This window comes from Terriglobia bacterium (assembly GCA_020072845.1).
GTDB lineage: Bacteria > Acidobacteriota > Terriglobia > Terriglobales > Acidobacteriaceae > JAIQGF01.
The window spans coordinates 1-26,374 of the sequence record JAIQGF010000021.1 but is presented as its reverse complement, the minus strand read 5'-3'; the positions used below and the strand labels follow the sequence as shown (position 1 = coordinate 26,374).

18 protein-coding genes are annotated in these 26,374 nt (G+C 62.0%); 5 read left to right on the top strand and 13 right to left on the bottom strand.

Features of this window, described 5'->3' with window-relative positions:
- Positions 1–75 precede the first annotated feature (75 nt).
- A complete protein-coding gene (locus tag LAN70_17920) occupies positions 76–801 on the bottom strand; it encodes a hypothetical protein (GenBank protein ID MBZ5513028.1) in 726 nt (241 codons plus the stop codon).
- 82 nt (positions 802–883) lie between these two features.
- The gene (locus LAN70_17915; GenBank protein ID MBZ5513027.1) at positions 884–2,503 is read right to left on the bottom strand and encodes a radical SAM protein; all 1,620 of its coding nucleotides are present in this window, start codon (positions 2,501–2,503) and stop codon (positions 884–886) included.
- Positions 2,504–2,846: 343 nt separating this feature from the next.
- Between LAN70_17915 and LAN70_17910 the strand changes: the two genes are divergently transcribed.
- Positions 2,847–5,810: a hypothetical protein gene (locus LAN70_17910; protein ID MBZ5513026.1), complete on the top strand. Its 2,964-nt coding sequence runs from the start codon at positions 2,847–2,849 to the stop codon at positions 5,808–5,810.
- Positions 5,811–5,960: 150 nt separating this feature from the next.
- Here LAN70_17910 and LAN70_17905 read toward each other — a convergent pair whose 3' ends face one another.
- Complete coding sequence (locus LAN70_17905) at positions 5,961–8,114, bottom strand: radical SAM protein (protein MBZ5513025.1); 2,154 nt, start codon at positions 8,112–8,114, stop codon at positions 5,961–5,963.
- Positions 8,115–8,548: 434 nt separating this feature from the next.
- Between LAN70_17905 and LAN70_17900 the strand changes: the two genes are divergently transcribed.
- The 3 genes from LAN70_17900 to LAN70_17890 all read left to right on the top strand — a co-directional run bounded on the left by LAN70_17900 (position 8,549) and on the right by LAN70_17890 (position 10,044).
- A complete protein-coding gene (locus LAN70_17900; protein ID MBZ5513024.1) occupies positions 8,549–8,782 on the top strand; it encodes a hypothetical protein in 234 nt (77 codons plus the stop codon).
- Between the two features lie 17 nt (positions 8,783–8,799).
- Entirely contained in the window at positions 8,800–9,561 is a 762-nt protein-coding gene (locus LAN70_17895; GenBank protein MBZ5513023.1) for a septal ring lytic transglycosylase RlpA family protein, read from the top strand.
- A gap of 141 nt (positions 9,562–9,702) precedes the next feature.
- Positions 9,703–10,044: a histidine triad nucleotide-binding protein gene (locus tag LAN70_17890; protein MBZ5513022.1), complete on the top strand. Its 342-nt coding sequence runs from the start codon at positions 9,703–9,705 to the stop codon at positions 10,042–10,044.
- Between the two features lie 37 nt (positions 10,045–10,081).
- On the opposite strand, the gene LAN70_17885 is transcribed toward LAN70_17890, so the two are convergent.
- The 10 genes from LAN70_17885 to LAN70_17840 all read right to left on the bottom strand — a co-directional run bounded on the left by LAN70_17885 (position 10,082) and on the right by LAN70_17840 (position 25,414).
- Positions 10,082–10,933 carry a YwiC-like family protein gene (locus LAN70_17885; protein ID MBZ5513021.1) on the bottom strand — a complete coding sequence of 284 codons (852 nt, stop codon included), beginning with the start codon at positions 10,931–10,933 and terminating at the stop codon, positions 10,082–10,084.
- Between the two features lie 149 nt (positions 10,934–11,082).
- Positions 11,083–12,327 carry a radical SAM protein gene (locus LAN70_17880; protein ID MBZ5513020.1) on the bottom strand — a complete coding sequence of 415 codons (1,245 nt, stop codon included), beginning with the start codon at positions 12,325–12,327 and terminating at the stop codon, positions 11,083–11,085.
- 720 nt (positions 12,328–13,047) lie between these two features.
- The gene (locus tag LAN70_17875) at positions 13,048–14,592 is read right to left on the bottom strand and encodes a NapC/NirT family cytochrome c (GenBank protein MBZ5513019.1); all 1,545 of its coding nucleotides are present in this window, start codon (positions 14,590–14,592) and stop codon (positions 13,048–13,050) included.
- A 183-nt stretch (positions 14,593–14,775) separates the two neighbouring features.
- Positions 14,776–16,800 carry a cytochrome b/b6 domain-containing protein gene (locus LAN70_17870; protein MBZ5513018.1) on the bottom strand — a complete coding sequence of 675 codons (2,025 nt, stop codon included), beginning with the start codon at positions 16,798–16,800 and terminating at the stop codon, positions 14,776–14,778.
- A 28-nt stretch (positions 16,801–16,828) separates the two neighbouring features.
- Positions 16,829–17,782 (bottom strand): cytochrome b/b6 domain-containing protein, encoded by a 954-nt coding sequence (locus LAN70_17865; protein MBZ5513017.1) that lies wholly within the window; start codon positions 17,780–17,782, stop codon positions 16,829–16,831.
- Positions 17,769–19,793, bottom strand: a complete 2,025-nt coding sequence (locus tag LAN70_17860) for a hypothetical protein (GenBank protein MBZ5513016.1) — start codon at positions 19,791–19,793, stop codon at positions 17,769–17,771. Before LAN70_17860 ends, LAN70_17865 begins: the two co-directional genes overlap by 14 nt.
- Before the next feature lie 310 nt (positions 19,794–20,103).
- Positions 20,104–22,731, bottom strand: a complete 2,628-nt coding sequence (locus LAN70_17855; protein MBZ5513015.1) for an MtrB/PioB family outer membrane beta-barrel protein — start codon at positions 22,729–22,731, stop codon at positions 20,104–20,106.
- A gap of 16 nt (positions 22,732–22,747) precedes the next feature.
- Positions 22,748–23,707: a DmsE family decaheme c-type cytochrome gene (locus LAN70_17850; GenBank protein ID MBZ5513014.1), complete on the bottom strand. Its 960-nt coding sequence runs from the start codon at positions 23,705–23,707 to the stop codon at positions 22,748–22,750.
- Between the two features lie 291 nt (positions 23,708–23,998).
- Complete coding sequence (locus LAN70_17845) at positions 23,999–24,517, bottom strand: cyclic nucleotide-binding domain-containing protein (protein MBZ5513013.1); 519 nt, start codon at positions 24,515–24,517, stop codon at positions 23,999–24,001.
- Between the two features lie 177 nt (positions 24,518–24,694).
- Positions 24,695–25,414, bottom strand: a complete 720-nt coding sequence (locus LAN70_17840) for a Crp/Fnr family transcriptional regulator (GenBank protein ID MBZ5513012.1) — start codon at positions 25,412–25,414, stop codon at positions 24,695–24,697.
- A gap of 347 nt (positions 25,415–25,761) precedes the next feature.
- Between LAN70_17840 and LAN70_17835 the strand changes: the two genes are divergently transcribed.
- The gene (locus tag LAN70_17835; GenBank protein ID MBZ5513011.1) at positions 25,762–26,217 is read left to right on the top strand and encodes a YbhB/YbcL family Raf kinase inhibitor-like protein; all 456 of its coding nucleotides are present in this window, start codon (positions 25,762–25,764) and stop codon (positions 26,215–26,217) included.
- The last annotated feature ends 157 nt before the right edge of the window (positions 26,218–26,374 follow it).

Genomic DNA, 26,374 nt, shown 5'->3' with positions numbered 1-26,374 from the left:
GTGGGATTGTAACAGCAGTTGTGAGTTGTGAGTTCTGAGTTGTGGGTGTTCGCTACTGAAGAACGACTTACGCAATTACTCGGGCTGTAATTCGACCTTCCGAAAGGTCCCGGCGTGCATCGAGGTGACATAGGCATCGGCGGCGCGGACCAACCGATCTTCGCTTAACCGACCTTCTGCAAAAGCCAAGGCAGAGACCAGAGGCACAACGATCGTGACGGCCTCACCGACACTATCAAGAGCGTCTCTGTCATGCACACCGTAAAGGATTTGGACGCCGCAGAATTTCACCCCCAAACTCTTCTCGCGGGCGATCCTGGCCAAGGCCGGAAGAGCGTGGCGTGATGCGACGGTGGACGCACGGCCCCTTGGCGTTGTCAAGCGGGAATTGAACGTAGTTTCGATCACGAGTCCAACCACAATGAAGACAGGTGCTCCGGCGTGAGCGGCAACTCGGAATGGCACATCGGCCGGATCATAGGTGAACCCTTCAAAATCCGACGACCCCAACACGCCGTCCGCGCCGGCGAGATGCATAACCGCGTCCCGCCGTGCGCGCAAGAGGACGTGTTGCCGCTCGGTCGATGATGTGTCGAAGTACTGCTTAGCAGCCGGAATTAGATGACTGGACCCCTTCGCTTTAACGCTGAGGTCGTTGGAAGTAACCGCCAGCATCCAACTCTGCGTAACGTCGCGGCTAAGCACTGTTTGGAGTGGTGGCAGCGCATTACGGGAAGTCTGCTGCCCCGCGGCTGACAGTGAAGCCAACAACACCAGAGCCACTGAAATTCTCGCGTTCATCGGATACTTCCCACTTCGGCCAGCCGATTCACCGCAAGTATGGAGTAAGCGGGCAGATCCCTCCCGGGAAACGCATTCACACTCACAACTTGCAAAGCGGTTTTTCCAGCGGCACTGAGTACTTCTTCTCGATCTTCTCGCGGAAGGTGGGGCCGGAGTTGTAAGCGCAGAACGGGTAGATCAGTCCGTTGGGCGCGGCGTAGTGAATGACGCAGCGCTTCACGCGCTCGACGTCGTAGTTATACAGGTCCATGAAGTGCATGCCCGCGACCAGCAGGGTGCGGTAGGTGTAGCGGCCATCCATGCCGTCACGGCCGAGTTTCTTGTCGGTCATGCCCTGCAGCGTCTGGAGAAATTTCTCGAAGGTCAGCCCCGGGGGCGCGAATTGCGGCTTGAAGTGGCGCCGCAGCGACCTCCACGCTTTCACCTTGGTGAAGATCTGCAGGATGGAGCGGCGCGTGGAGCGCGAAAACTCGTCCATGTCCTGGAGCATGCCGCCGACGTCAATAAAGCGGGTCACGGGCACCGCGGTCTTGGTCTTATCGTCAATGAAAAGGTAGGTGCCCATCGAGCAATGCGGGTTGCAGGTGAGCGTGGGAACTTCTTCGCCGCGCATCGACGAGGCCAGCCGCGAGAACGGGGAAACGCAGGAGAGCGGGAAGAAATCCTGGTACGGATCGAAGATTCCGGTCTGATCGGCCATGGCATGCGCCCAGTCGCCGAGGGTGAAGCGCTTGGCTTCGAGTTCGTTGCGGTTGATGCGCCCGGTGAAGGCGACCGGCTGAAAGCTGATGCCGGAGACGCAATCGATGTTACTGATGGCCATGCGCACGATGTCGCCGATCTGGTGATCGTTGATGCCGCGCACGATGGTGGGCACGAACACGATCTTGATGCCGGCCTGGCGGCAGTTCTCGATGCACGCCAGCTTCTTTTCCATCAACGACGCGCCGCGGGTGCGGCGGTAGATGTCGTCGCAGATGCCGTCGAATTGCAGGTACAGCGTGGTCAGGCCGTTCTCTTTCGCCTTCTGCGCAAACTCGAGGTCGGCGAGCAGGATGCCGTTGGTGGCCGCCTGAATGTGGGAGAAGCCCATGTCGCGCGCCATGGCGCAGATTTCAAAGAATTGCGGATGGATGGTCGGCTCGCCGCCGGAAAACTGCACCACGCGTCCAGCCACCGGCTGCTCGTCGCGCAGCGCCTGCAGCATGCGGCGCACGTGGTTGATGTCGGGCTCGTAGAGGTAGCCCTGCACGTTGGCATTGGCGAAGCAAACGGGACAGGTCAGGTTGCAGCGGTTGGTGAGATCAACGTTGGCGAGCACGGTGTGCGAGATGTGCATGGAACACAATCCGCACTGCTCGGGGCAGCGCGTGGCGTTGCGAATGGCCGGGTTCTTGAGGCCGCGATTGTCGCCGAAGTGCCAGTTCTCCATTTTCAGATAGAGTTTCGCGTCGGGAGAAATGAGGTCGCGGAAACGGCCATGCGCGGCGCAGGACTTCTCCATGTACACCCTGCCCTCGTCTTCGATCAACATCGCCTCGATCAACTCGCTGCACTCCGGGCACAGCGATTGCGTGGTCCGAGGCAGGCCCTTTTGCAGGGGTGTGATCGGCGAACCGGTGTAGGTCGTCTGCGGCTGGATGACCTTGAATTGCGCGCGGCGGCCCGGGGCGAAGGCCGGTTTCGGCGATGTTGGAATAGTTTGCGTGCTCAAGGCAGGATCCTCCTCGCTTGGCTAGTCCTCGGCATCGGCGGACCGGCGGTCCGGCACACTTCCGCTGACTGCTTGATTAGAACCCCGGCGGGGACAAATCCCCAAAACCGCTCCAATGCGGCCCGCCGCCGTTCGCTGCGGCGGCAGGGCCGTTCACACCCGGAAACCGGCCGCGAATGCCGGTTCGTCACGCATGAATGTGAGGTGGATCACAATCAAGCTGCCAGCTGTCAGCTTTCAGCTCTCAGCCAGCGTACGGACGCGGTTGGTATACTTCGTACTCCGACCTATGCTCCGTCAAAAATCTGCCGGTTGCGCCGCATGGCTGATGCTCGCTCTCCTTGTTTTCTCCGTTCGTGCTGCCAGCCAGAACATCCCTCCTACGCTTTACTCCGGCATGCGCTGGCGCATGATCGGGCCGTTCCGCGGCGGGCGCAGCCTGACGGCCACGGGTATCCGCGGCCAGCGTGACGTCTACTACTTCGGCGCGGTCGGCGGTGGAGTGTGGAAGACGACCAATGGCGGCCGCACCTGGTTCCCGGTTTTCGATGCGCAGCCGATCGCCTCGATCGGGTCGCTGGCGGCGGCGCCTTCGGATGCCAACATCCTTTATGTCGGCACCGGCGAGGCGTCCATCCGCTCCGACATTTCCTTCGGGAATGGCGTGTATAAATCCACCGATGCCGGACAGACCTGGCGGCACATCGGCCTGGAAGACACGCGCCACATCGGCCGGGTACTGATTGACCCAAAGGACTCGAACATTGTTGTTGTGGCGGCGCTGGGGCATGCGTACGGGCCGAACCAGGACCGCGGCGTCTTCCGCACGACCGACGGCGGCCGCACCTGGCAAAAGGTCCTGTTCAAAGACGAGAACACGGGCGCGATTGACCTGGCATTCGATCCCGATAATTCAAAGATCATTTATGCCACGCTGTGGAACGCTCACCGGCCGCCATGGAGCACCTACGCGCCCATCCAGGGTCCCGGCAGCGGGCTTTACAAATCCACCGACGGCGGCACGACGTGGACGCAGATCAAAGGAGGCGGCTTGCCCGCCGCCGATTGGGGCCGCGCCGGGATTGCGACGTCACGCAATGTCGTGTACGTGCTGCTCGACACGCTGAACGGCAACGAAGGCGGACTTTATCGATCCGACGATCGCGGCGCAACCTGGCGGCGGGTGAGCAACGACAGGCGCATCTTCGGAAGGCAATGGTATTTCGGCGAGGTCACCGCCGACCAGAATAACCCGGATGTCGTTTATGTGCCCAATGTGGCGCTGTACAAATCCAGCGACGGCGGCAAGGCCTTCGCCGCGCTGAAGGGCGCGCCCGGCGGCGACGACTATCATTTTCTGTGGCTCGATCCCGACGACACCGCGCGCATGATTGTCGCCAGCGATCAGGGCACGGTCGTGAGCGTGGACAGCGGCAAGAGCTGGACATCATGGTTCAACCAGCCAACGGCGCAGTTCTACCACGTCACCACCGACAACCAGTTTCCTTATTACGTCTACGGCGCGCAGCAGGACAGCGGCACGGTGGCGACCGCCAGCCGCAGCGATTACGGATCAATCACCTATCGCGACTGGTATTCCGTTGGCGGAGGCGAAGCGGGCTACATCGCACCCGACCCCGCCGACCCTAACACCGTCTACGCCGGTGACACCTATGGACGGCTCTATCGCTTCGACAAAATCACCGGGCAGTCGCAGGATATTTCGCCGACCGCGGTCACCAGCTTCGGCGAGGAGATCAGCCAACGCAAGCTGCGCTTTACCTGGACGTCGCCGGTGGTGTTCTCGCCGCAGGATACACACACGCTCTACATGGGCGCGCAGTATGTTCTGCGGTCCACCGATCGCGGAAATTCATGGCAGCCGATCAGCCCGGATTTGACGGGATGCTCTGCTGCCGATGTGGCGCGGCCGCCCTCGGTTGCGAAGGAGCCGGCCAACACGCGGAACGCAATCGAGCGCTGCTATGGCGCGGTGTACACCATCGCTCCATCACCGCTCGATGCGAATGTGATTTGGGCAGGTACGGACACGGGGCGGATTTTCGTTACGCGCGCTGGGGGAAACACGTGGACCGGACGCGATCTACAGCCGTGGAGCAAGATCAGCATGATCGAGGCATCGCCTTTCGACGCCAGCACCGCATACGCAGTGGTGGACCGGCACCGCCTCGATGACTACGCACCAGCCATTTATCGCACGCGCGATTACGGCAAGAGCTGGCAGCCGATTGCGGCTGGGATCAGCACGCCCGCTTTCGTGCACGCCGTGCGCGAGGATCCCAAGCGCAAGGGCTTGCTCTATGCGGCTACCGAAATGGGCGTGTATGTCTCGTTCAACGACGGCGACAACTGGCTGCCGTTGCAGCTCAACCTGCCGATCGTGCCGGTGCATGATCTCGTGGTGCATGACGACGATCTGGTGATCGCCACGCATGGGCGGTCGTTCTGGATTCTTGATGACCTCACGCCGCTGCGGCAGATCACGACCGAGCTTGCGAAATCCGCTGCGTATTTGTTCGCGCCGCAGACCGCGCTGCGCGTGCGCAGCGACGTCGGCCGTGACACGCCGCTTCCTCCAGAAGAACCGGCCGGGCAGAATCCGCCGGCGGGCGCGATCCTCGACTACTATCTCGCGCAACCCGCGAAGGAAGTCACGCTGGAAATTCTGGACGCCAGCGGAAAGCTGGTGCGGCGGTTCTCATCCGCCGACAAGCCGTTCGAGGCGGATAGGAATGTGGCATTCACGAGTTCCTGGTTTGTCGCGCCGACGAGAGTGGAAACGACCGCGGGCGAGCATCGCTTCGTGTGGGACCTGCGTTATCCCGACCCGCCCAGCCTGCATAAGAATTACGACATCTCCGCCGTCTACGGGGTTGGGGTAAATAGCCCGCCGCGCGGGCCGCTGGTGATGCCGGGCAAGTACGAGGTGCGCATGACGATTGACGGCAAGAGTTACTCGCAGCCGCTCGCGGTGAAACTCGACCCTCGATTGAAGGTCAGTGCCGCCGACCTGCAAAAGCAGTTCGAATTGGAAACCGAGATTGGTGCGGCAATGCAGCAGGCGTATGCGGCTTTGGAGCAGCGCGGACAGCTTGCGTCGGCAAAGCAGGCGCAGACGCCCGGAGAAGCCAACCCGCTCGCCCGGACGCTCAACAATCTAGCAAGCTTGCTCGAGGTGGTGGACACGGCGGGTGCTGCGCCCACCCAGCAGGCGCAGGAAGCGTGGCAGGAGTTGCGGGCGAAGATGGGGCAACAGCTTCAGCAGAAATGATGTCTGAGCTCGCTGGCGATGCGACGCCTCAGTGCAGTACACCGAGCAAACCTAGATCCCTCGCTGCGCTCGGGATGACAACAACTCAGGATTGAGCCGAAAAAAGGCCGCCGGATTTCCGGCGGCCTGTACGGAGGTGACACCCAGAATTCAGTCGCCGAGCACGGCCTCGTGCTCTTCGTGCTTGGCGTGACCGTTCCCGTTGCCATTGCCGTTTCCGTTGCCATTGCCGTTTGCAGGCACGAGAGTGGTGAGCGGGATGAATCCTTCCGGCTGCTTTTCCTTGAGCACGACTTCCCGGTACAACTTTTCCATCTTCTGGTTGTAGGCGGGATCGTTCTTCTGCCTGGCGTCGCGGGCGCGGGTTTTCTCCTCGCGCGCGTTCTTGGCGATGCCCAGGTGCTCGAGATCGTGCTGCTCTTCTTCGGTGATCAGGTCGCTGTTCAGCTTGAGCGCTTTCAGTTGCACGCCGTCGCTGATGGAGACCTTTTTGCCGCCGGCAAAGATTTCGTGCCGCCCGTGCTCCTCGTACCACTTGGTGAGGGTGGCGGTCATGTGCATTTTCTCGATGATGTTCCGCCAGCCCACGCCGGTGTTGTAGGCGCAGAAGCTGATCTCGCCTTCCTGCGTGGCGTAGGGGATGATGCACTGCTCGGTGCGCCGGAAGTCGTAGTTATAGAGGTCCTGGAACCACATGCCGGCGACGAACAGGACGTTCCAGCGGTCGTTGCGGCGCTTCTCCACGTCTTCCAGAGTGCGGTCGGCGCTAACCTTGCCATAGCCGCCGCTCTGCGCCTTCTTGCTGACGCCGAAGCTCTTGTCGAGCTTCTTCAGGAACTCGAAAATCGTGAAGTGGGTGGTGGTGGTGAACGGGTTGTAGTTGCGCATCAGCGCCAGCGCCATTCCGACCGATGACCAGAACTTGGTGCGGCCGCCGTCGGTGACCTTGGCGACGTCCTTGGCAAACTGGTCGGCATTGATGAATGCAGTGATCGGCGCGGCTTCCTTGGTGATCTTGTCCACCATGATGCCCATGCCGACGCCGCAATTGGGATGGCAGCCACAACTCAGTTGCCCCCACTCGGCGGTGGGCCCGTGTACCAGGTCAGCCCAGTCGGAGAAGGTGCCCATGAAGGAAAGCGGGAACCAATCACGCGCGGGTTCGCCCAGGCCGGTCCGGTCTTTAACGTCGTGCGCCAGGTGCGACAGGGTGTAGCGCTGCGCGGCGCGACGATCGTCGGTAATAGCCTCGTCGCGTCCGGTGAACGAGACGGGCTGGAAGGAGATGAACGAGATCACCTTCGGGTTGTCGAGCGCAAATTTCACCAGGTTCCCGACCTGCTCGTTGTTGATGCCGTTGACGATGGTGACCACGGGCACAATGTCCACGCCCGCTTCGAACAGGTTCTCGATCGCCTTCAACTTCACGTCAAACAGGTTGCCGACCTTGCGGTGCGCGTTGGCGGCATTGCCGATGCCGTCGAACTGCAAGTACGCGTAGCGCAGGCCCGCTTCCGCCGCTTGCTTGCAGAATTCCTTGCTCTTGGCGAACTCGATGCCATTGGTCGCCGCCTGCACCGAGGTATAGCCGACCTTGCGCGCGTAGCGCACGGCGTCGAGGAAATAGGGCGAGAGCGTGGGCTCGCCGCCGGAGAACTGCACCGACATCTGGCGCTTCGGCTTGATGGAAATGGCGTTATCGAGCAGCGTCTTGATCTCTTCCCACGTCAGCTCGTGCACGAATCCGACCTGGTTGGCGTCCATGAAGCAGGGATCGCACATCATGTTGCAGCGGTTGGTCAGGTCAATGGTGAGCACGGCGCCGCGGCCCCACTTCACCGTGCTGGTGCCGTGGTGGTGCAGCTTCTCGTCGTTGTGGGAGCGCATGTCGCGGCCCGGGAAGACGGCTTCGATGTGCTTGAACATCGCCGAATCAATCGACATGACGTCTTCGAAGTGGCCGTGCTTGGGGCAATCCTTGACCATCAGGATCTTGCCGTCGCGCTCGATAATCTGCGCCCTGATTTCGCCGACCTTCTCGTTGAGCAGGATCTCGTGCGGCAGCTTGCCGTCGAGGATCTGCTGCCGGATCTCGGGAACGCACTTCGGGCACAGCGAGTCAGTGGCGCGCGGCCAACCGAGCGGCGGTTTTTGCTTTTCGTAGGATTTCAGAAGAGGTTTGTCGGACCATTTGGGCGTGAAGGAGGGCTTCTGGTTGAACCGGTTGCCGAATTCAAACACCCCCCAGGCCGCCTTAGCGGCGTACACCAACCCCAACTCGACAAACTTGATCGGCTTTGGCATCGTCAATCACCCTTTCGCGGTGGCACAACCACAACCAACTAGAGATGAAATGCACCCCATCGCAGATGGAGAAACTCCCGCACGCCGGCCCCACGGCCCGGCACACTGCGGCCCCACTGTGGCTATGGTAGCGGCTTCTGGCGTGCTGCCTCATTCATAAAGCATGAAAAGGGAGGATTTGGCTGTCCAGTGGAGCGCATGTGCATTAAACGGGGTCCACAACTGAGCGGCTAACTGCTTGAAAACAAGGAGAATTGGTGGGCTCGTTCTCCTCGGATGGAAGCCGCATCTGATCGGGGAGTTGGCACCGGGAGGAATATGGTCCTTCCGCAGCCTACCTCAGTAACGCAAGAGGTACGAGCGATTGATTGTGCAATCTCGTAAGGCTGATAATGAATGGGCCTGGCCCTGCGCTGCGAGCGTGGAAGACTGCAATGACTCAATCCGACAAACGCCGTTCTCCGCGACCTGCTTTCGAGGACGCCGGACGCAAGCTGGAAGAAGCTGCCCGCCGGCTGGAGCAGGAGACCGAAAAGTTCATCCGCTACCTCAACGACGAGGTGGTGCCGGAAGTTCGCCAGCACTCCAGCCGCGGACTGCGCCGGGCATCGAAGGAAATCGAGAAGTTCGCGGACTTTCTGGAACAGACGCAGAAGAAACGTCGGTAGTCGATGGCCGCAGGCCGATGGCCGCGTGGCCCCTCCACAAATTCCATAATCGACATTCGGCATTCGGCATTCGGCGATTCTTCCTTCTGTGTCTCTGTGTCTCTGTGTTCTTCGGTGCTCTGGGTTGCGGACACAAGAAGCAGGCGCGCGTGCCGGTTCCGACGCCACCTCCGCCTGCAACGGCTGAGACTCCGGCGGAAACCCAGCCTCCTTTCGAGCCGAACGTGAAACCGCTGTTCGTGCAGATGGGAAAGGCGAGCTGGTACGGCGCGCCCTTTCACAATCGCAAGGCGGCCAATGGCGAGACCTACGACATGAACGCGCTCACGGCGGCGCACCTGACCCTGCCGCTGAATTCCATCGTGCGCGTCACCAACATGAAGTCCGGGCAGAGTGTCACGGTGCGCATCACCGACCGCGGCCCGTTCGTGGAAGACCGCATCATCGATCTCTCCGCCGCCGCCGCCAAGGCGATTGATGTCTGGCGCCGCGGCACCGCGCTGGTGAAGCTGGAAGTGCTGCAGGCGCCGGCCACGATCCGCACCGGCGGGCGCTGGGCGGTGCAGCTTGGCGGTTTTCCCGAGGAAGAAGAGGCGCGCCGCATCCAGAGCACACTCGCCCGGCGCTATCACACTGCGAAAGTGCTCGCCTTCAGCAGCCCCGTCGGCGACTGGTGGGTGAGGGTCCGCGTGCAGGGTGACGACAAACGCCGCGCGCAAGAAGTCGCCGACAGCAGCCCCGCGGCGCATGATCACACGTTTTTGGTGAGGCTGGATTAGAGTGGTCAGTGGTCAGTGGCCAGTGGTCAGTGGTCAGTGGCCAGTGGTCAGTGGTCAAATTTGATCTACAACCCTCGCCATCGTTAGTATCTTCAACGGTCTTGCTGGCCACTGGCCACTAGCGACTGACCACTTTCTTTTATGTCCGACTGTCTGTTCTGCAACATGATTGCCGGCAAGACGCCGTGCCGGAAGGTCTTCGAAGACGAGCAGGTGCTGGTAATCGAGGACATTCACCCCCGGGCGCCGACGCACGTGCTCATTCTTCCCAAGAAGCACATTCGCGGCTTGAAGGAAGCGAAAGCGGAGGATGCGGAGATCATCGGGCATTCGCACCTGGTCGCGGCGCAGATTGCGCGCGAGCGCGGCATCGAGGACGGCTACCGCACCGTGTACAACGTCGGCGCGCGATCGGGCCAGTCCGTCTTCCACTTGCATCTCCACCTGCTGGGCGGGCGCGACATGAAGTGGCCGCCGGGATAAGCAGAAATGCAGCGTCCGGCGTTCGCCAAGGATCGCATTACAGGCGATAGGCGGCGATGAGCAGCAAGCCGAAAGCCACGCCGTGGGCAAGTTCGGTCCAGCCCAGCCGTTTGACCGCGAGCGATTGCGCGCCGGACTTGAACCACAGGAATCCGCGTGCGAGCAGGGGCAGGAAGGCTACCAACGCCAATCCAGGCAGGAGGTGGACGCGCCAGGCGAACAGCAGCGCGGCGACCATCGCGAGTTGCCCGAAGAAGAACCAGCGCCCGCGCAGAAATTTTTCACCGAGACTTGCGGTGCGGGCAGAGTGAATGCGGAGCTGGACAAAATGGACCTGGTTTCCGGCGAAGATCCAGTTGGCCAGCCACAGCCCGAAAGCGCGTGCATCCAGTTGGCCGGTTAGCACGTACCAGGCGGCGGGCGCGGCGGCGGTCAGGCCCAACGACCCGATCATTTGCGCCGGCATGCGCGCGCTGCGGCCGCGGCGCTTGACCAGCGCCTGCGCGACAAACGCGACGGCGGCGACCGCGCCCAGGACCAGCAGCCCGCGATCGGCGCCATTCCATAGCAGCGCCGTGATGCACACCATGGCAACCGAGCCCAGGGCCGCGATCGCCAACAACAGCCGGTTTGATTCCGACGCCGACTGCGCGCGGATCGGCGACGTGCCCAGCGCGCTCTCCACCGGAGTCCGCATCCAGAACAACGCCAGCGCGGCGACGGTGAACTCCGCCAGCGATATCCAGTTCTGCGCCACCGCGAGGCCGGCACAGGCCCCGGTGACCAGCGGAATCAGCAGCAGGCCCCAGGCGCCGTGTTCGCGCGGGATGATGAGAGCGCGGAAGCGAGCGGGCGTAACCGGAACGGGTTTGACGGCGGCGGCAGCCATGTCCGAGATCCTAGTGATGATTCTCACGCCACGCTGTGACTTTAGTCGCGGCCACGTCCCCACATCCGCACCCGCGTGGGTTGCAGGAGACCGCGCCGGAACGGCTGGTTGGCATGGTTGGCGGCGCGATCTCCCGTATCGTACAAGACTCACTCGTTGGCCACGGCAGCCGCTTTGCGGGCCTTGAGTGCCTCGCTGCGCGGCTGGTATACGCAGAACGGCTCCTCGTCCAGGTAGTCGCCGGTAGCGGCGTAGGCGCGCGCGCGGCACCCCATGCAGATATTGCGGAACTCGCAGCAGCCGCACTTCCCTTTCAGGTTGTCGGTATCGCGGAGTTGGTTGAACACCACCGAGTTTTCCCAGATGTCGGCCAGGCTCTGCTTGCGCAGGTCGCCCGCGACCGCCGGGAGATAGCCGCAGGGGAATACTTCGCCCTCGTGCGAAATGAAGCAGACGCCGGTGCCGGCCAGGCAGCCCTTGGTCATGGCGTGCATGCCGTCGGGGTGACCGCCCATGCCGGCGTGTTCCGCGTTCTTCGCGACCGAGGGAGAATGCGAACCGTGGGGATGAATCACCACGCCGGCCGAGCCCGGCATCATCATGTCGGCGGGGCCAATCGCCGGGGATTGCGGCGTGCTTTCGGATGCGCGTCGTTCGGCGGCGCGACGCTGGCGTGCGACGCGGAAATAGTGCGGCGCGCAGGTCGCCTTCAGCTCGATGCCGCCTTCCAGAGAGCGGTCGTAGAACCAGTTCAGCATGGCCTCGTATTCTTCGGGCGCAACCATCTGCTCGGCGGCGATGTCCACGCCGCAGCCGACCGGAACCAGGAGAAAGGTGTGCAGCGCGTCGGCGCCGAGGCCGCGCGCCAACTCCAGGACCTGTGGCAACTGGCGCGCATTGTGGCGCGCGATCGTCATGTTGATCTGCACCGACATGCCCAGTTCTTTCAGGTTGCGCAAGCCGTACACGGCGGCGTCAAACGCACCGGGGATGCCGCGAAAGGTATCGTGGGTCAGCGAGTCGGCGCCGTCCAGGCTGATGGAAACGCGGCGCACGCCGGAGTCCACGATGCGGCGCGCCAGTTCTTTCGTCACCATGGTGCCGTTGGTGGCCAGGGCAACGCGCAGCCCGCGATCGGTGGCGAAGCGGGCCAACTGGAAGATGTCGCGCCGGTAGAGCGGCTCGCCTCCGCTCAGCACCAGGATGGGGCTGGCGTAGGCGGCAATCTGGGTGATGATGTCGAGCGCGCGCGCGGTCGGCAGGTCGGTCGGCGAGCTCAGCTCGGTGGCGCTGGCGCGGCAATGGATGCAACGCAGGTTGCAGCCCTTGGTGACTTCCCAGAAGATCAGCCGCGGCTTCGACGGCTGCGGATTTTGCGCGGTCCCGGTATCCATCCTCGGTCTCCTCTACCTGCTCCAGCGTAGACCCGGGGAGAACATGAGGCCGTGACAGTTGTCACAAATTGGTGTGAGGAGGGTCACGGGGGCTTTGGGGCGTAACTTGTAATAAGGGTGTTTACGACAGTTACGCAGGGAGCATAATGCGGCTCAGAATGAGCGCCGAACGGTCAAAGCTTAAGACATGGCAGCGCCTCGTTATTGATGGGCCAATTGCGTTCGTTGTTTTCTTTACCTGCGGGATGGCGTGGAGTTGGCGCACAACACCATTTTGGACGAACGTAGGAATCTCGGCTCTCGAAGCTGTTGGCTGGACAGTAGGTTTTGCCATTCTTCACAGGATTGTTTTTGACCGACTTCCGTAACTAGCGATAAATCGGCTTAGCACAAGTTACGGAGCCGCCCAACTGCAATCGCGTCCGCTCCTACCTGCTTCAGCGCCGGGCTATTCTCATCCGCCGCTGCGACTCGCGCGCTGAACACCACGACAGAAAAAGACCCACATTGGCCGAGGCAGATGTGGGCCACAGTCCTCAGGAAAAATGTCCCTCAGGGGCTAAAGCCCACTATTTTCGCGGCCTCAGCAGCACGGCTAAAGCCGTGCCCTTCCGAAAAACCGACTCTTGAAACCAGTACTAGACAGACAAAACAAAGGGCAGCGATAAATCCGCTGCCCTCGCGATCTGGCAACTAGAAACCAGCAACTAGAAACTTGCCTTACGGTCCGACGCCGCCGGTATGGCAGTCGGAGCAATTGACGGCGGTCATGTCGCCCAGGTCAACCGGGTGCTTGAACGCCATGCCCTGCGTGCTGCCGTAGACGGGCTGTCCGCTCTCCACTTCCGCGATCACGGTATGACAAGTGTCGCAATTTTTCGTGAGCGCCTTGCCGCCGCCCGCGCTGACGTGGTCGCCATCGTGGCAGCGGAAGCATCCGGGGGAAAGGAAGTGCCCAATATTGTTGGGGTGCACGCGCCAGTCCACCTTCATCTCGGGGAAGATGGTGGATTTGAAAATCCGCTGCACCTCCGCAATGGCATTGCGGATCTCCAGTTCCCTGCTCTTGGTCAGCGCCGGATATTTTTCGTTATAGAACTTTTCCAGGCTGGTAGCGATCGCCTGCATCGCCTCCGGCGTAGTGTTGTATTTGGCGCTGAGCACCTCCACCGCCTGCTGCTTGATGAACGGCAGCGCCGGATCAATGCGTTTCGCCAGCAGGGCCTCGTCCACGGAGCGGTCCGGCGAGGGATAGATATGCGTCGGACGGTTGTGGCAGTCCACGCAGTCCATGCGCCGCTTGGGCATGCCGGCAATCTGTTCCGGCTTGAGCGGGTTGTCCTTCGACTGGTAGATGGTGACGCGCCCGCTCTGGTCCTTCACCTGCACCCACGGAATCACCTGTCGCTGCTTGTCGCTGGCAAGGTAGGTAATCTCGTTGGCAATGTTCATGTGCCAGTGAATGCCGGAAGGCGCACCGGTGGTGGGATCGCCGCCGCCGGTGTTGATCAGCATGCGGATCTGCCGCGGCGTGTTCTTCTCGTCGCTGCCGTAGTGATAGAACACCTTCAACTGCGCGCCGTAGAACTTGCGCGGCCAGTGGCACTGCTCGCAGGTTTCCTGCGCCGGGCGCAGGCTTTGCACCGGCGTCGGGATCGGCTTGGGATACTTGTGGAAGGTGACGGAATACACCTGGTAGGCGCCGGAGAGCTTGGAGCGCACGTACCATCCGGCGCCGGGGCCGACGTGGCAATCCACGCAGCGCACGCGCGCGTGCGGCGACTGGCTGTAGGCGACGAACTCGGGGTTCATGACCGAGTGGCAAAGCTGGCCGCAGAACTGGACCGAGTCGGTGAACTCGTAGGCGCGGTAGCTGCCGGCCGCGCTCAGCGCGACGAACACAATGGCGAAGGTGACGAAAAACGCGAAGGCGCCGCGCTGCTGCGGATCATTGAGATCGATGCGCGGGTAGCGCGCCATGGACGGCGCCTGCGTACGGCGGCGCGAGCGCTCTGCCCACATGCCCACCGGGATCAGCAGCAGTCCCAGCACCATGAACGCGGGCAGGATCATGTAGGCGAAAATGCCGATGTAAGGACTAGGCCGGGCGGAGATGTAATCAATAAAAATGAGGAATGCGATATTGGCCGCGCTGATGAGCGCCAGTGCCACGCCGATCAGACTGATCGGGTTTCGGAACAGGCCCGGCGGCGGGTTTTGCGGGGAAGCGGGCGAGGCTACGGCATCGGGGGGCTGGTCGGCCATCCAAAATCCTCCTGGATTTCCTGTAGCAGTACTGCACCGGCAGGGCTGCGCCGGCAAAAAAAGCAACCGCGCAGCTTACGTCAAATGTAAACCGCTGACAAACGATGGCCTGTGGTGCAAGTCACAATCGCGTGTGACCTGTGCCACAGGCCATCCCTGCCCGCCGGATTGCATTCCGGCTCTTCAAGGGCGCGGGCCGACCGGCTGCTTGTCCTCGGACGGTTCCGGCGCCGGCACCGGCTCGGGCGCGCCGCTCTCCGCCGCCGCGGCATCCACGGCGCGGCGGACAGTCTCGCTGTCGAGGCCGTGCTCGTCCTGGTAGTGCTCCACCGACATACGGCCGTCGTACCACGCCCAATTCATCGGGTAGATGTCGGGGTCGAAGAACACCTGGTAGAAGTGCCAGACCAGGATGGCCAACGTGGCCAGGACAGCCTCGTAGAAATGGATGGCGGTGGCGACATCCAGCCACCACCGGGGAAACAAGTGTCCGACCTGCACCTTGAACCACAGCGCCAGGCCGGTGCTGGCCATTACCATCGTGCCCCAGACCAGGGCCCAGTACTCGGCCTTCTCGGCATAGTTGAAGCGCTTAAACTGCGGTCTGGAAACGTTGAAGCCGAGGTAGTGGAGCATGGTGTCGCGCGCGTCGAGCGCGTCCTTGGGCTCGGGGAGCATGCTAAACATGAGCTGCCGGCCCGCGGCGCTGAGGATCAGGTACGCGACGTGGTACAAGCCCACGGCCATCAGCACACCGCCGGCGGTGCGGTGCAGGATTCCGCGCACGGTCTCATTCAAGCTCAGCAACTCGGCAAACCAGGAGTCCGGATACTTCAGCGCGAAGCCGGTCAGCACCAGGACGAAGAAGCTGATCAGCAGCGTCAGGTGCTGCACCCGCTGATTCGCGTCCATGCGGCGCACGATGCGGCGGTGGGCGTCGCGGCGGAGCAGAGACTTGCGCCGCCAGATAATCAGGTTGTGCAGCAGCATGCCGCCGATGGTGAAGAGAATCAGCGTCAGGTACATGCGGCGGATCCAGCGCACCGCGACGCTGCCGATATCGGCGGACAGCGGCGCGTCCACGTGCACTTTGCCCTGGATGAATTTTTCGGTGACGCCCGGGTGGCACTGGCCGCAGGTCTTGATCAGGTTGGCGTGGTTGATGGTGGATTTCGGGTCGGAGGACGGCAAGATGTTGTGCGCGCCGTGGCAGCTGGCGCAATTGGCGACCACGTTGGATCCCGCCTTCGACGCCAGCCCGTGATAACTCGCCAGGTAGGTGCTGCCGCGACGGCCCTCGACACCGAACTCGCCCGCCAGGCGCACGCTCTCGTGGCAGCGCGCGCAGGTGCTGCGCGCCAGGTTGTAGGCGCTCACCGAAGATGCGGGATCGCTCGGCGCCTTGATGGTGTGAATGCCGTGACAATCGGTGCACACCGGGGCCTGCCAGTTTCCGCGCGTCACCGCCTGTCCATGAATGCTGCTCATGAACTCCTGCTCGACCTTTTCATGGCACTTGGCGCAGGTAAAGGGAACGTTGGCCTTGGCAATCGAGGACTTCGGATTGCCGCCGTTCAGGATCTCGTGCGCGCCGTGGCAATCGGTGCAGACCGCGGCCTTGCTTTTGTCGCCTTCTTTGGCGACCGATTTTCCGTGCACGCTCTCCTCGTAGTTGATGAACGGCTGCGCGCTGTGGCCGCTTGCCTCCATCACGAACTTCTGGCCGTGGCAGACGCCGCAGGTGGCCGGAATGTTGGAGCGATGCACCTTCGCCTTGGGATCGGTGGCGGGCAGGATCTGGTGCACGTTGCCGTGGCAATCCTGGCAGGAGGCGGCGAGTTTGTCGCCGCTCTTCACCGCCTGCGCGTGGAAGCCGCGATTATAGGCGGCGTCCTCATCGGCGTGACAGGTGGCGCACTTGGGCTTGGCGGGCGGCGTGTCGTGCGGCGCCGACTTGATGTCGGTGTGGCAGTCGGTGCAGGCGAACATGCCGTGCACCGAGCCCTTGAACTTCGCCTCCTCCACCGCCAGCGAGACCTGCTTGCCGCCCACTTCCTTGGTCAGGCTCGCGTCGGCGTGGCAAGCGAGACATTCGGCGTCGGTGATTTTCGGCTGTTTCGGCGGCTTCGCGGCCCACGAAATCGCGCTGAATAAGAGGAGTATGAATGCCAGCGCGATCGCCATCCGTGCACGGCTCGGTTTCAACATGCCAGGACCCTTCTCTCTGCGCACCGGGCTAGCGGTACGCGAACAGCATCGCGTAGATGATCCACACCACGATGCTGAAGCCGATGGACAACGCCACCCAGGCGAACACGCGAATGGTCTTCACCACGATGGCGGGCTGCGGATCCGCCAAATGCTGCTCCAGGCGGCCGCTGGCGAGCAACGCCTGGTACTCGCGCGGCTTGTCCCGCTTCAATTCCGCCAGCGGCATGTGCCCGGTGAACACGGTGGTGTCCATGGGAAATTTTTCCGGCCGCAGGTGGGTGTTGAAGAAATGGACGGTGAAGATGAACCCGGTGGCGAGCAGCGCCTCGTCGCTGTGAATGATGGTGGCGACATTGATGAACGACCCGGGAATCACCCGCGTGAAGAACACCGGAAACCACAGCGTCAAGCCGGTGGAGCCGATGATGAACACGCCCCAGAAGACGGCGAAGTAATCGAATTTTTCCCAGTACGTCCAGCGCCCGTACTGCGGCCGCTCGCCCTGCCCCACGAACCACTTCATGGTGGCGATGAACTCCAGCAGGTCCTGCTTCATGGGCAGCATGGAGTTCGGGCCCAGGATCAGCGCCTTCCACGATCCGTACTCGCGCTTCTTCAGTTTGAACAGATCGACGATGTGAGTGATGAAGGCGGCGAACATGATCACCGCGGCGGTGCGGTGAATGAAGCCGGCGGTCTGAAATCCGCCCAGCATGCGCGACATAAACCGCGCCCAGCCGGTGTAGGAAAATTTCAGCGACAACCCGGTCAGCGCCAGGGTGATGAAGCTGACGATCATGCAGGCGTGCAGCGCCCGGTGCAGGTGAGTGAAGCGGACGAATTCGCGGCGGTCGGGCGGCGCTTCCGGGCCCCATTCGTCGCTGGCGATCACCGCGGCGTCCCGCGCGGCGGCGGCGATCGGGGCCGCGGGTTTGGGTTCCGCAACGACGGTTTCGATCTGCTCTTTAGCGGTCGCCATCGTGCTTCTCCTCCGCCGTTTCTTGCTCGGCGGCTTTCCGTGCGGCTTCCTCGGCGCGCAGTTCGCGGCGCATCTGGAAGGCGCGCGGCAGCCACAACAACGTGTGCACGCCGCCGACGACGAACGTCCCCAGCAGCAGCGAGGTCATGCCCCAGAACGTCCAGAACAGGAACGGGTACTTCTTGGGATCGTGGTGGGTGGCGTGCGTCAGGTAGCCGGCGAAGCGCCGCGTCGCGCTGGCGTGGCATTTCTGGCAGGTCTGCACGACGTTGGCGCGGCTGAGGTGCGACCGCGGATCGGTGACTTTCAGGATGTCGTGCGCGCCGTGGCAGTCGTAGCACTTGGCAGTTTTCGTATAGCCGAGCCGCGATACTTTGCCGTGATACGTGTCGAAATACGTCTTGGCAATCTCGACGTGGCAGCGGCCGCACTTGGCCATGATGTCCAGCTTGAAGCCGTCCTCGTCGGCGCGCCGAATCTGGTGCGCGGTGTGGCAATCGTTGCACACCGGCAGCTCTTCCTTGGTGCTGGAAACGGTCCGCGAGTGAATGCTGTTGATGAACTGCTCCTGGATGCCGTGGTGACACTGGCCGCAGGTGGCGGGAAGGTTTTGCGGATTGACCGACGAATCCGGGTCCGACTTGGGCAACTCGCGGTGCGCGGTGTGGCAGTTGGTGCAGGTCGCCGTCACCGTCAGGCCGCTCTTCAGCAGGCCCTTGCCGTGAATGCTCTCCTGGTAGTGCGGGATGATGTCGTGCTGCACGCCGGTATAGCGCATCGCAGCCTTTTTGCCTTCGCGGTGGCAGCGCGCGCATAGCGTGGGGATATTGGTGGGGAAGGTCACCGATTCCGGATCGTGCTTGCCGAGCACGCGATGGGTGCCGTGACACTCCTTGCAGACGGGCGCGTTGGGGTCCTTCTTGGCGAAGAGCTGACCGTGCTTGCTGCGCTGATAGTCCTGCCCGATCTGCTCGTGGCATTTGGAGCAGTCCACCGCCGTGGTGATGGTCTCGCACGGACGCACGCGCGAGGCGTTCACTTCCGAGTGGCACTGGCTGCAGGCCACCTTGGCATGCCGCGAAGACGCCACCTCGGCAACGTGTACTGCCAACGGCCGCCCATCGCGCGATTTGAGGTTCTCGTTGGCGTGGCAGCGCATGCAGTCGGCGTCGGCCATGCCCTGGGTGTAGAAGACCTTCCGCACTTTGTGCGGCTGGTGGCAATCCACGCACGCCGGCAGCACGTGCGCCTCTTTCTCCCAAAGTTCACCCTTGATCGTCTTGCGGTGGACGTCCTCGATGCGCGCGTGGCATTTGGTGCAGGTCTTGGCGATGTTGGCCCGCGCGATCGAGGAGCTGGGATCGGTGTGCGGCAGGATGTTATGCGCCGTGTGGCAGGAGGCGCAGTTCGCCGCCACCACCAGGCCTTTCTTCAGCAGGGCCTCGCCATGCATGCTCTCCGCATAATTCTCAATGATGTTGTGCTGCTCGATCTTGCGCTGGGTCTGCACCGGCGTGCCCTCGCGATGGCACTTGCCGCAGGTGAACGGCACCTGCAGCGGCGACACTGGCGAGCGCGGGTCCTTGACCGAAAGGATGTCGTGGTTGCCGTGGCAATTCACACAGCGCGGCGCCAGCGCGTCACCGCGCGCCACGGCGCGGCCGTGCAGCGACTTGGCGTGCTGCTTGGCCTCCTCGCCGTGGCAGGCGCCGCAGTCCACTCTTTTCAGCGGCGTTTCGTGCGGCAGGTCCTTGCCCTCGAGATCGGCGTGGCAGTTGGTGCAGGCGAGCGATCCATGGATGGACGACGAAAACTTCTTCGCCTCGACGAACAGCGAAACCGTGCGCCCGGCGCGCTTGGTGGTGAGCGACTTGTCGGCATGGCAGGCCAGGCAGGTGTCGTTGGGGTTGTCCTCGGCCCGGGCGACGCCGCCGGCGAACAGCAGGGCCGCGGTGAACAGCAGCGCCAACGGGATTTGCGTCCGGGTCTTGGTGTGTCGCAATACGGTCATCCAGTACCTGCTCGACGTGCCGTGGTCGGCCCCGACCCTAGCGCCGGTGACGTACGTCACGCAGGCGGGGTCAACTCTACGTTCTCAGATCGGCGACCAACCGGCTGTGAGACGCCTCACGTCTGAAGGTGACTCCAGTCACCCCCGCTGTGGTCATCACTAGCGGGCGTGAGCCGCATCACCGGCGCAAGCGGCCCGCGCCGCAACCTGTCGCATCATGATGAATCGCCCGAAGAGCGGGGCATGCGGAGCAAAAAAGAGGGCGGCCGGTGGGCCGCCCTCGCAGGGTTGGTAAGTACATAACTACGAACTAGAAGTGGTACTCCAGTGTAGCCGAGAAGATGTGCGCCCTGTAGGACGGCTGATCCGCCCCCAGGAACAGCTGCTTCTGCAGGGCCGTCGCGGCGGTCGGGTCATTGGCAATGTTGAAGCTATAGGGATTTATGACACCGGTCTGCCAATCGCTGTTGCCGAACTGCCGGAAGATGTACTGGAACTTCGGCACCAGGTTCTGCGTCAACTTGAACCTGGCAACGGCACCAACCTCGTGAACTCGGTTGACATTCTGCGGATAACCGAAGTTCACGGCAGGATTGGCAGCCGTGTCCAGGCTCCAGTTCGTGAAATGCGTGTCGCAATAGGACGTCCCTGTCGTCCAGCCGTTGCCGATCTGGCAGTTCACACCATCGCTGTTTACGAAGCTCTGCGCCAGCGACAGGCTGTAATACAGGCTGAGGTCGAACTTCTTGGAAACAGTGATATCCGCTCCACCATAGTAGCTGTTAACCACATCCTTGTTGGCGGTCAGGAGGTCGTTGATCGGGTCGCACGAGCTGGGATAGACGAAGCCGGTGCCCGTGGGTGTACAGGTTGCGGGGGTGTTGAGTCCCCTCCCCTGGAGTATGGCGCCGGTGTTCTTCTCACGCCCGTACTCCGCGAACAAGACCACCTTGGGCGTCAGCGCGTAGTTGACATCGAAGCCGTAGTTCCGCCCGATGTTGTTCAGCAACCCATAGGCGTAATACGGTCCATAGATCGGTGTCGGCTTCGTGCCGGCCACTATCACCTGGCTATAGGTGGCATCCCCGAGCGGCACCAAACTGTTGACCGAGTTGCGCTGGTTGTAGTTGTCCTGCAGCGTTCCCCAGAAGGCCGAGAGGCTCAGCTTCTGAGTGGCATCCCACTGCAGCGACACATCGCCACGGTTACGAACGCGCGTGGATTGGTCGGGCATGCGCGCATACAGGTTGCTGGGATCGGCCTCGTAGGCCTCGGCGCCGCCTTGCGGCAAGCGGTTCTGGTGACGCGCCGAAACCCGCAGCAACAGATGCTTCTGCAGGTGCATGTCCAGCGCTCCGTAGAACGAACCCTCGATGGTCTCGGCAACTTCGCGGTTCGTGCGATCCATCCACCCCCGCTGATAGCCGAACTTCACCGAGTTCTTCTTGGTGAAGAACCAGGTGCCGCCCAAATCCAACAGCTTACTGGTGAACGAGCTTTGTTCGCCGGGACAGTAGTAGGTATAAGCAGCGTTAACAACATTCACGCTGCCGGGCCCCGCCACCGGGTCATAGCAGTTTGCCGTCGAACCGTGGAAGGAGCTGCTGATTAAGAACGAGGTGTCGGCCACCGTGGGCCTAACCAGCAAATCCGGAGTGTTGTTGTCGTAGCCATAATGTTGGTATTTCGCTGTGAATACCAGGTTCTTCGCGGCCTTGACTACGGCGGTGTAGTTCATGGCCAGCGTGCCCACTTTGCCGTTGAGATTCTGCGTCGGCAGGAAGCTCGGATAACCGGCCGGTGGGGTTGAGGTGAGATAAGTATTCGTCGTTAGAGGCTGGAAACTGGCCGTCTGGGACATCCACCCAGGAGTGATGTTAGCCATCAAGTGGATGTGTTTGCCAAGCTCGGCTGCACCCTGACTCACAAATTGCTGGTAGTTATTGTCCGGGTACAGATCCATTCGCCCCGTGGCCGGACCCACCGTGCTGCTCATGGTCGAAGTAACTTGGGTGAAAGTGTTCGAAAACGGGTTCATCACCACCATGTTGGGAGTGTCGTTCTTAAAGAACGACCCCTGGTACCCAAACAGTGCGTCCCAGTGCTTCTGACCAAACTCGGCGGTGACTTTGGCATTGTTGGTGTAGTAGTCGATCGACTCCGGCGCTTCCGCGGCGTAGCCAGTCGAGCCGTTGCCCATGACGAAGCCGATGGGCCGGGTGCCGAGCTGGTGCTCCCGCGAGAACACGGCAGAGATGTTCAGGTCGGGGTTGATGTTCCAGCTGAACAGACCAGTACCCGCTTTCCGGCTCTCCTGTTGCGTAAAGTATGTGGCACCGGCTGCCGCGCTGCTCAACGCGTTGGAAATGGCGCTGACAGAGGGGGTGACCGTACATCCATGGGACGCACTAACACTGCCGCAGAGGGCGCCGAACAGCGTGCTCTGCAGCGCAGGATTCACGTTCCATGCGCCCCCGCCGCCACTGAACAGCGTACGCGTGGTACCGCTGAAGATGTGCGGCGTCTCGTCAAAGCGGAATTGGGCCTTGTAGTGGCCGTATTGACCGAGTGTAACCAGGACGGTCTGATCTCGACCCAGAGTTCCTCCCTCAAAGGCGAGGCCGTTGCTGGCCGACTGAATTTTGAGATAGCTCGTGGAGCCAAGAAAGGTATCGCTTTGGTAGTTGAATTTAGGAATGTAGAAGGCGTTTCGATAATCGTAATAAGTGTTGAGGCCGGAGTTCAACAGATCGGGACGGAAATTGTTGCTGAACGGAACGTCACCCGGATTGGTGCGACCGTAAACCGTTCCCGTGACCCCGCGGAAGCCGAACTCCACGACGCCGCGCTCGGGAGCCTGTTCCTGTGCCATAACCGCAGCCGGAACAAGCAGGAGCGCGAGCAGTGTACAAAGCGCAAACAGCTTGAAAAGTTTCATTGCTCTCTCCTATCTCCTAGCGCAAAAAGAATTTACCCGACGGGGCGTTGGTCCCGTGGATTTTGGAGTGGCAGTTCGCACAGCCACGGTTCGTGGTCTTGTTGGGGTAGCCCATGGGCTTACCAGCGTTGGAGACATTGCCCAAGGGGTAGCCGATTGTTCCCGTCCCGTGCGCGAATTCGTTGTGGCACTCTTGGCAGAGCCGCGGAATGCGCGTTTTCAGCAACTGCGGGTTGGTGGAACCATGCGCCTCGTGACAGGTGTCGCAGTTTTCCGTCACTGGCGGATGCGCCCAGAGGAAGGGGCCGCGCCGCTCGGCATGGCAGCTATAGCAGTTCTCGTTCACGGTGGCCTGCTTCAGTTGTGCCGGATTGGGCGAGCCGTGCGGGTTGTGGCAACTGGTGCAAGTGACTTTGCCTTCGCGGAACGGCATGTGCGAAGAGCGCTGCAGTTGCGCGCGCCGCATCTGGTGGCACTGCAAGCAGAGCTCGGTCTCGGGCTTGACCAGACCTCCGGTGTCCTTCAGCGGTTCAGTCAAGAATGTCTCGCCGGCCAGTGATCTCTTCAGCTGCTGCTTTACGTTGTGGCAGTCGACGCACCGCATACCGCGCGATTCGTGCGGGCTGCCGGCCCAGAACATGCGGTTACCTCTCTTGTGGCACTGCACACAAGACTGGTTCTGTTCTTCGACTGAGTTCCGGGTGTCTTTGCCATAACGGACAGGGATGGTGTCCTTGCCGCCGCCGGCTTCCACGTGAGCCCTGCCGGGTCCGTGGCAAGATTCGCATCCGAGTTTTTCGTCGGCTGTGTGGGGCTTGGCAAAAACCTTGCCCATCACCGTGTTCTTCATGCGACGGTTTTGATCATCATGGCAAGAGATACAGATGTCACTACCGACGTAGTCGCCGCCGACGGCCGGGGCGGGGGCCGCCTTGGGCTGCGTGCCGGCGGTGCTGACGCCAGTCACTACCAGCATGACCAGCATCACAGCGGCCAGAGAGACCGCGAACCGCTTAAGATTTTTGAATTCGTCCATTGCAATTAGCTCCTAGGCAGCACCGGGGCGGATCCGCATCGGACCCCGGACCTGCAGCGACAGCATCGGACAACTGTGAGCGGAGAGGCTGTGAGGCCGCTCACATAGCTGAGTGATCCAATTCTTCCGGCCGGACATGCCCCTGTGCCGTAACTCACGGCGCCTTGCGACCTTCCCGCACCAGCAAAAACGCCCGCCGGAGCGGGCGTCTGCAGGATCCTCGGTGATCTGTCAGTTGCTGTGCGCGGCGGCGTGCGAGGCGGGGTGCACCAGGTGGGGCCGGCGCGCGCGCGACAGTCCGATCGACCGCACCCGGTCATACGCCTGGTGCAGGTCCTGGCTGAGCAGGTGAACCACCTGCAGGCAGGCCACGCGGTGTTCGCGCAGGAAGTGCAAAAGGTCTTTGCGGCGGACAAAGGCTACCTGCGAAGCGTCCAGCATTTCCACGGTCACTTCGTAGGGTCGCCCCGCCATGCTGGCGCTCAGGCCCAGCACCTCGCCCGGCCCGGCAACGCGCAGCATCAGGCGCTTGCGAGCGTCGGAACACACCGAGAGCTTGGCGCGCCCTTCGCACAAGACATAGATTCCCCGCGGCTGTTTGCCTTCGGCGAACAAGATCGCTCCGCGCGGCACCCTCGTGGTGGTCTTAATGGAGTCGAATGCCTGTAGCGCTTCGGCCGGCAAGTCGCAAAAAACTCGGTCCGGCCGCAGCTCGCAGGTGAAGCAGCTCTGGTTCTTGGCGCTTTCCATAACACTGGAATCATGCTTGCTGCGGGGAACCAAAACAGTGACTGCTATCACCGTTTATAGTGATGCATAACCTGAAAAGCAACGCTCGGAGCGGATTTCGGCAGGAACTAGAAGGACGCTTCCTCCGCCGCATCCGGTCATGGCGCGGCGGAGTTCGGGCGAAGACTGGCGACGTCCCTAGACGCTGGCCAGGGCTTTCAAGGCCGCCTTGTTGCGGATCAGCAACGTCGAGCCCTTGGCGTGCACGATCTGCCGCTTCTTCAATTCGGCGAACAGACGGGTGACCGTCTCGCGCGAGGTCCCGATCATCTGCGCGATCTCTTCGTGCGTGAGCGCCATCTTCACGCGCGGCTCCTGCTTGTTCGCTTCCCCGTTTCGCGAGCTCCATTCCAGCAGCAGCTTGGCCAGCTTTTCCGCCGCCGAGTGGGAAAGCCCCAGCGAGCGGATCTCGTGGCAAGCGGTGTTGTACTTGTCGCTCAATTGCTCGGCGACGCGGAAGCAGGCTTCGCTGTGCTCGCGCAGGAAGCGCAGAAAATCCTCGCGCTTGACGAAGTTCACCTGGCAGGGATCGATCGTCTCCGCCGTGAGTTCGTACGGTTTGCCGGAAACGGTGGCGCTGAGCCCGAGCACTTCGCCGGGTTCGGCGATTTTCAGGATCAGCGTTTTTCCGTCGGTGGAACAGATGGAGAGTTTCACCCGGCCTTTGCAAAGAACGAAGATTCCCCGGGGAGCCTGGCCTTCGACAAACAGGACTGCGCCCTTGGGATAAGCACTGGCGTATTTAATGGCTTCGAATGATTGCAGGGCGGCGGTGGGCAGATCGCAGAATATCCGGTCGGCCCGCATTTTACAGGTGAAGCAGCTTTCTATGATATCGAGTCCATAAGGTGATAACACGACACAACCCCCTGTGACATTCCATCTTACCCTTCCGGTCAAGGAAAAACTTCGAGGGGCCGTCCGGCGCTCCGAACGGACGTTCGTGCGCGCCTGCGGAAACCCGCATGGACACAGGGTTTCCGCCGTTTTCCGGCGCACGCTCCACAGCCGCTTGGCAATCCGTTCGGCTTCTGATGAAATGGCTGGGTATGAGGCGAATGTCGCTCCTGATTGTGACCTTGCTCACCGCATCGGTGTACATGCGAACCGCGGAAGACGCGCATCAAATCTGGGGTTTCGGCGGTTCCGCGCGTTTCACCGCCGGTGCTGACGCGACAAATTACGCTGCGCCTCCGGAGGGAGCCATGCAGGTCAACAGTAAATTGATATCCCCTGGCGGCGAATTCCCAAAACGGGAAACATGCGACGGCCAGAATACCTCCCCGCAACTGGCTTGGAGCGGCGCCCCGCCGGCCACGAGGTCGTTTGCCTTGATCCTCGACGATCCCGACGCTCCCGGCGGCACCTTTACCCATTGGGTGGTGTGGAACATTCCCGCCGGCACGCAGGAGTTGCCGGAGAACCTGCCGAAGACCGCGGAATTGGCGGACGGCGCCCGCCAGGGCCGCAACGATTTCGGCAAGGTCGGCTACGGCGGACCGTGTCCTCCGCCGGGGAAGCCGCACCGCTATTTCTTCCGTTTATTTGCGCTCGACAACGCGCCCGCGGTCAAAGCAGGCGCCGGCCGCGGCGAACTTGAGCGCGCCCTGCAAGGGCATATTCTTGCCCGCGGCGAACTGATGGGGCACTACGCGCGTTGACCGCCTGCCGCTGTAGTTGACAAGTTAATCCACAAAGGTAACCGCGCCTGGTTACGCCCGCTATCTTTCCCCTTTTATCGTGTCGCGATAGGTTATGCGGCAGTTGGGTCACATCGTCGCTCAAGGGCCAAAGGGGCGCGGCCCGGCAAACCTGCCG

Bases quoted from the DNA above. Each gene is read 5' to 3' on its own strand.
- LAN70_17910 (MBZ5513026.1), top strand. From the start codon at position 2,847: ATGCTCGCTCTCCTTGTTTTCTCCGTTCGTGCTGCCAGCCAGAACATC.
- LAN70_17845 (MBZ5513013.1), bottom strand. From the start codon at position 24,517: ATGGAAAGCGCCAAGAACCAGAGCTGCTTCACCTGCGAGCTGCGGCCG.
- LAN70_17920 (MBZ5513028.1), bottom strand. From the start codon at position 801: ATGAACGCGAGAATTTCAGTGGCTCTGGTGTTGTTGGCTTCACTGTCA.
- LAN70_17835 (MBZ5513011.1), top strand. From the start codon at position 25,762: ATGCAGGTCAACAGTAAATTGATATCCCCTGGCGGCGAATTCCCAAAA.
- LAN70_17870 (MBZ5513018.1), bottom strand. From the start codon at position 16,800: ATGTTGAAACCGAGCCGTGCACGGATGGCGATCGCGCTGGCATTCATA.
- LAN70_17890 (MBZ5513022.1), top strand. From the start codon at position 9,703: ATGTCCGACTGTCTGTTCTGCAACATGATTGCCGGCAAGACGCCGTGC.
- LAN70_17850 (MBZ5513014.1), bottom strand. From the start codon at position 23,707: ATGCTGGTAGTGACTGGCGTCAGCACCGCCGGCACGCAGCCCAAGGCG.
- LAN70_17880 (MBZ5513020.1), bottom strand. From the start codon at position 12,327: ATGGATACCGGGACCGCGCAAAATCCGCAGCCGTCGAAGCCGCGGCTG.
- LAN70_17885 (MBZ5513021.1), bottom strand. From the start codon at position 10,933: ATGGCTGCCGCCGCCGTCAAACCCGTTCCGGTTACGCCCGCTCGCTTC.
- LAN70_17905 (MBZ5513025.1), bottom strand. From the start codon at position 8,114: ATGCCAAAGCCGATCAAGTTTGTCGAGTTGGGGTTGGTGTACGCCGCT.
- LAN70_17855 (MBZ5513015.1), bottom strand. From the start codon at position 22,731: ATGAAACTTTTCAAGCTGTTTGCGCTTTGTACACTGCTCGCGCTCCTG.
- LAN70_17875 (MBZ5513019.1), bottom strand. From the start codon at position 14,592: ATGGCCGACCAGCCCCCCGATGCCGTAGCCTCGCCCGCTTCCCCGCAA.
- LAN70_17895 (MBZ5513023.1), top strand. From the start codon at position 8,800: ATGGCCGCGTGGCCCCTCCACAAATTCCATAATCGACATTCGGCATTC.
- LAN70_17900 (MBZ5513024.1), top strand. From the start codon at position 8,549: ATGACTCAATCCGACAAACGCCGTTCTCCGCGACCTGCTTTCGAGGAC.
- LAN70_17860 (MBZ5513016.1), bottom strand. From the start codon at position 19,793: ATGACCGTATTGCGACACACCAAGACCCGGACGCAAATCCCGTTGGCG.
- LAN70_17865 (MBZ5513017.1), bottom strand. From the start codon at position 17,782: ATGGCGACCGCTAAAGAGCAGATCGAAACCGTCGTTGCGGAACCCAAA.